This window comes from Sphingomonas bacterium (assembly GCF_028292945.1).
GTDB lineage: Bacteria > Pseudomonadota > Alphaproteobacteria > Sphingomonadales > Sphingomonadaceae > Sphingomonas.
Map to the genome: position 1 here is coordinate 1 of NZ_JAQGLJ010000056.1, position 4,658 is coordinate 4,658.

At 65.7% G+C, this 4,658-nt stretch carries 5 protein-coding genes and 1 pseudogene; all 6 read left to right on the forward strand.

Translation table 11 applies throughout. The features are described 5' to 3' along the window. Positions 1-171 precede the first annotated feature (171 nt). Positions 172-651 (forward strand): DUF4142 domain-containing protein, encoded by a 480-nt coding sequence (locus tag JWN21_RS07255; RefSeq protein WP_299647732.1) that lies wholly within the window; start codon positions 172-174, stop codon positions 649-651. A gap of 112 nt (positions 652-763) precedes the next feature. Then, positions 764-949, forward strand: a pseudogene (locus tag JWN21_RS07260) (DUF2171 domain-containing protein); the annotation flags it as partial. 27 nt (positions 950-976) lie between these two features. Further along, positions 977-1,657, forward strand: a complete 681-nt coding sequence (locus tag JWN21_RS07265) for an OmpA family protein (protein WP_367182920.1) — start codon at positions 977-979, stop codon at positions 1,655-1,657. An 83-nt stretch (positions 1,658-1,740) separates the two neighbouring features. Then, on the forward strand, positions 1,741-2,319 hold the full coding sequence (locus JWN21_RS07270) for a PRC-barrel domain containing protein (protein ID WP_299647734.1): 579 nt from the start codon (positions 1,741-1,743) through the stop codon (positions 2,317-2,319). A 330-nt stretch (positions 2,320-2,649) separates the two neighbouring features. Beyond that, on the forward strand, positions 2,650-3,759 hold the full coding sequence (locus tag JWN21_RS07275) for a DUF47 family protein (protein ID WP_299647740.1): 1,110 nt from the start codon (positions 2,650-2,652) through the stop codon (positions 3,757-3,759). A gap of 12 nt (positions 3,760-3,771) precedes the next feature. Then, positions 3,772-4,658: inorganic phosphate transporter (locus tag JWN21_RS07280; RefSeq protein WP_299647736.1), on the forward strand; the 887-nt coding region annotated here is incomplete at its 3' end.

Here is a 4,658-nt window from a genome sequence, read left to right on the forward strand (position 1 = left end):
TCGCCGCCGCGATCCGCAATGCCGGTGGTCGGGTCGAGCAGCGCACCTTTCCCGGCGTGACGCACGAGTTCTTCGGCATGGGTAAGGTCGTGCGCGGCGCTTACGACGCCAACGAATACGCCGTCGCGCGCCTGCGCGCCGCCCTTGCCCGCTGATCTGGAGTTGCTGGACATGAAGATCACCCTTGCCCTTGCCGCTACGATGCTCGCCGCCACCCCCGTCGCCGCGCAGGTCATGACCCCTGCGGAATATGTCATGACCGCCGGCGCATCCGACCTGTACGAACGCCAGTCGAGCCAGCTGGTGCTGCAGACCACCACCGATCCGCGCGTCCGCGACTTCGCGCGCATGATGATCGCGCACCATAGCAGGAGCACCGCCGACGTGGCCGCAGCGGCACGACGATCGCGCGTTCCCGTGGCTCGTCCCATGCTGATGCCGTTGCAGGCGGAACTGGTTGCGCAGTTACGCGCCGAGCAGGGTCCAGCACGCGACGCCCGCTACCTCGCGCAGCAGAAGGCCGCCCATGGTCAGGCGCTGGCAGTGCAGCAGGCGTACGCCGCCGACGGCACCGCGCCGGCGTTGCGTCGCGCCGCCGCCGCCATCGTTCCGGTGGTGCAGGAGCATATTGGGATGCTGATGAGGATGTGACGTCGGCAGCGGGCGGAGGGCCAGATCGCGGAACCTGCCCGACGGTCAGACGATTGTACCGCCACCGCAATCAGCGGCGCTGGTACATCTGGGTCGCATCAGGAGAGTGACAATGGTGGATGCAAGCGCGATCCGTCCGCATATGCCGGTCAAGGGCAGCGATGGCCAGCATGTCGGCACCGTCGACCATCTTGATGGCGACCTGATCAAACTGACGAAGAACGACTCGCCCGACGGGCAGCACCACTATGTCCCGTTGTCATCCGTCACGCGCGTTGACGAGCACGTCCACCTCTCGACGACGAAGCCGGCCGCACTCGCAGGCGTGACTGCGACGACGGACGGCACCGCCGCCGTCGGCAGCCCGCTACCACCCGTCAAGAACCGCGCAGTCGAAGGTGCTGCGCCGCGCAAGAACTTCTACCTGCGTTGGGTCGTCGGTGCGGTCGGGTTGTTGCTCCTGTTGCTGCTGTTCAAGAGCTGCGTCGACAACAGGCAAGACGCTGCCATGGCGCCGGTCGAGACGACTTCCACCACCGCCACGATCACGGCTGCGCTCCCCCTCCAAGCCGTGACGCTGCCCAACGGGCAAAAGGTCGATGTCGAGCCCAACACGCTCAACTTCCAGCTTCAGGAATTTCTGGCGTCAAACGTCGCCGCGCCACGAACCTTCACTTTCGATCGGTTGAACTTCGCCACCAGCTCGGCCGTGGTCCGGGCGGAGGACCAGCCGACGATCGACACACTGGCGCTGATTCTGAATGCTTACCCTGAGGCACGGGTGCGGCTCGACGGCTATGCCGACGGGCGTGGGTCGGAACCGGTCAATGCGGAGCTTGGCCGGCAGCGCGCTGTGGCCGTTGCCGATGCGCTGGTCGCGAAGGGTGTTAAACGAAGCTCGATTTCGGCGGCGAGTGGTGGCGAGGGCAACCCGCAAGTGGCCAACGCCACCGCCTCGGGCCAGGCGGAGAACCGCCGCACCGAGCTGACGGTCCTCGCCAGGTAACGCGCAAACTTCCGGCAAACGCCGCGCCCGGATTACCGGTCGCGGCGTTTCTCGTTTCAGAATCGGCGGGAAGGGAGAGATAGTTGGCAGTCGAGGACATCGCCGGGTGGGTCGCGCTGGCGGCGACTTGCATCGCGGCGGTCATGACCGCGGCCAATCTGGGCGCGCGGGTGACCGGCCTGGGCTTCGTCGTGTTCACGGTCGGGTCGATCGCCTGGGTGACCGTCGCCGTCACGAAGGGCGATTCGACGCAGCTGCTATATTCCAACCTGTTTCTGACGGCAGTGAACCTGCTCGGCATCTGGCGCTGGCTAGGACGGCAGGCGCGCTATGAGCAGGGTGGCAAGGCTGCTACTGCGCGCAGCGCCCGCGCGCGGGTGCCGACCTTGGTGGCGATCGGCACGCTGCACCGCGCGTCGCTGACCGGTCGCGATGGCGAGCCGCTGGGTCAGGTGATCGAGGCGATGATGCGGTGCGATGGCGCGGCGCTCGCCTATCTGGTTGTCAGCGAGGGCGGCGTCGGGGGCGTCGGCGAACGGCTTCATGCTTTGTCGCCGACCGAGATTCGCTTCTCGGATGATGGCATCAGTACCGACCTGACGTCCGAGGATCTCGCGGCGAGGCCAGTGCTTGAACCCGGGCACTGGCCGGCAGCACTTTGACAATCATAAGCCCGTCAGCTTGCCCGATCGTCGTGCCGCGTCCGGGTCGACAGCTCGAATTTGCAGCGCTCACCCTGGCCAGGCTGAGTCGGCATGGTCAACAATCCCGCTACGGGTCTGACCGAGCATGGCAGAGCAGGGCGATAGATCGCCCGATCGCACCAGCCGCAGATTGCGTAGCCGCTGTCCGACGGCTGTGTCGACCAGGGCAGGTGTTCGGCGGTTGCTTTTCTCTCCACGTTGGCAGAACGGTTCGGTGATGGCGCGCGTTCCGCCCGACCTGGTCGGTCGAGGCCGCGCCGTGCCGCCGCATCGCGAGTCGCCAGCACGATGACCAGACAGGTAGGCGCCTTGCCCTATCGCATCGGCGCCACTGGCCGGGCGCAGATACTTCTGATTACTTCGCGCGATACGGGTCGGTGGGTGATCCCAAAAGGTAATCTGATGCGTGGTGTCGGCGACCACCAGGCCGCCGCGATCGAGGCTTGGGAAGAGGCAGGCGTGCGTGGCGCGGTATGCGCGACCCCGTTGGGCCAGTTCGGGTACCGCAAGCGTCGGCGCGTCGGGCCACCGCGTGAAATGTTGGTGGCGGTCTACTGTATGCTGGTGACAGAGCAGGCGGCGGAGTGGCCGGAACGTCATCAACGTGTCACACAATGGTTCGATCTGGCGGACGCCGCCGATGCGGTGGCCGAACCGACGTTGAAGTTACTGATCGCAGGCTTTGCGCCACCGCCGCGGCTCAGCTTCGTGGATCGAATGTTGCCCGAGGTCCGGGCGAGGATAGGGAGAAGCGTGCCGATGCTGGGCTGGTTCCAGTCGCTGTTGCCCAAGACAGGTCGCTTCTTCGAGCAGTTCGACGCGCATGCGGCCGAGCTGACGTCGGGCGCCGCGGCGCTTTCGCGCCTGTTGCACGGCGAGAATGTCGACGAGCAGATCGCGGCGATCGCCCGGCATGAGCACGCCGCCGATGACATCACGCGCGAGGTGATGCAGGACGTCCGCAGGATTTTTGTGACCCCGTTCGACCGCAGTGCGATTACCGGGCTGGTCAATACGATGGACGACGCCATCGACCAGATGCACCAAACCGCGAACACCATCGCGCTTTACCAAGTGACCGAGATCCAGCCGCAGATGCGCGACATGGCGGGGATCATCGTCGAGGCGGCGCGGCTCACCGCGGAGGCGACGCCGCTGCTGCGTTCGCTGGGCAAGAACGCGCACCGGCTGCACGAGCTGACGGAGCGTATCATCAAGATCGAGGGCGATGCCGACGCTATCCATGCGGACGGCCTGCGCGCGCTGTTCAAAGCCAAGGCGCAAGCGCCGATGGACTTCATCATCAGCCGCGAGATCTATGGCCATCTAGAGCGTGTGGTCGACCGGTTCGAGGACGTCGCCGACGAGATCCAGGGTCTCGTGATCGACCACGCCTGACCGGCCGATCCCATGATCATCTCCTTCTGGCTCCTCGTCGCGCTGATCGGTGTAGCGCTGCTGTTCGACTTTCTGAACGGCCTGCACGACGCGGCCAACGCGATCGCCACCGTGGTCTCGACACGGGTCCTGAAACCGCACCATGCGGTGCTGTTCGCCGCGTTCTTCAACTTTGCCGCAATCTTCGTCTTCGGCGATGCCGTCGCCAAGATGGTCGGCAAGGGGATCGTGGACGCGAGCGTCATCGACCCTGCCGTCATTTTCGCAGCGTTGATGGGCGCGATCATCTGGAACGTAGTGACCTGGGTGCTCGGCATCCCGTCGTCCTCCAGCCATGCGTTAATCGGCGGACTGCTCGGCGCGGGTCTGAGCAAGGTCGGCGTCGACGCGGTGGTGTGGTCCGGCGTGCTGAAGACGGTGGCCGGCATCTTCGTTGCGCCCGCGACGGGCATGTTCTTCGCGCTGCTGCTCGTGCTCGTCGTCGCATGGGTGACGATCCGGATGACGCCGCTGTCGGTCGACAAGCGCTTTCGCAAGCTGCAGCTGGTATCCGCGGCGTTGTATTCGCTGGGCCATGGCGGCAACGACGCGCAGAAGACGATGGGGATCATCGCCGTCCTGCTCTACTCGCAAGGCTATCTGGGTGCCGATCTGGAGGTGCCGTTCTGGGTCATGCTGTCCTGCTACCTCGCCATTGCGCTGGGTACGCTGTCCGGCGGTTGGAAAATCGTCCACACGATGGGATCGAAGATCACGCGCCTGACGCCGGTGCAGGGTTTCTGCGCCGAGACCGGTGGCGCGATCACGCTGTTCATGGCCACTGTCGGCGGGATCCCGGTATCGTCCACCCACACCATCACCGGCGCGATCGTCGGCGTCGGCGCGGCGCGGCGCCTGTC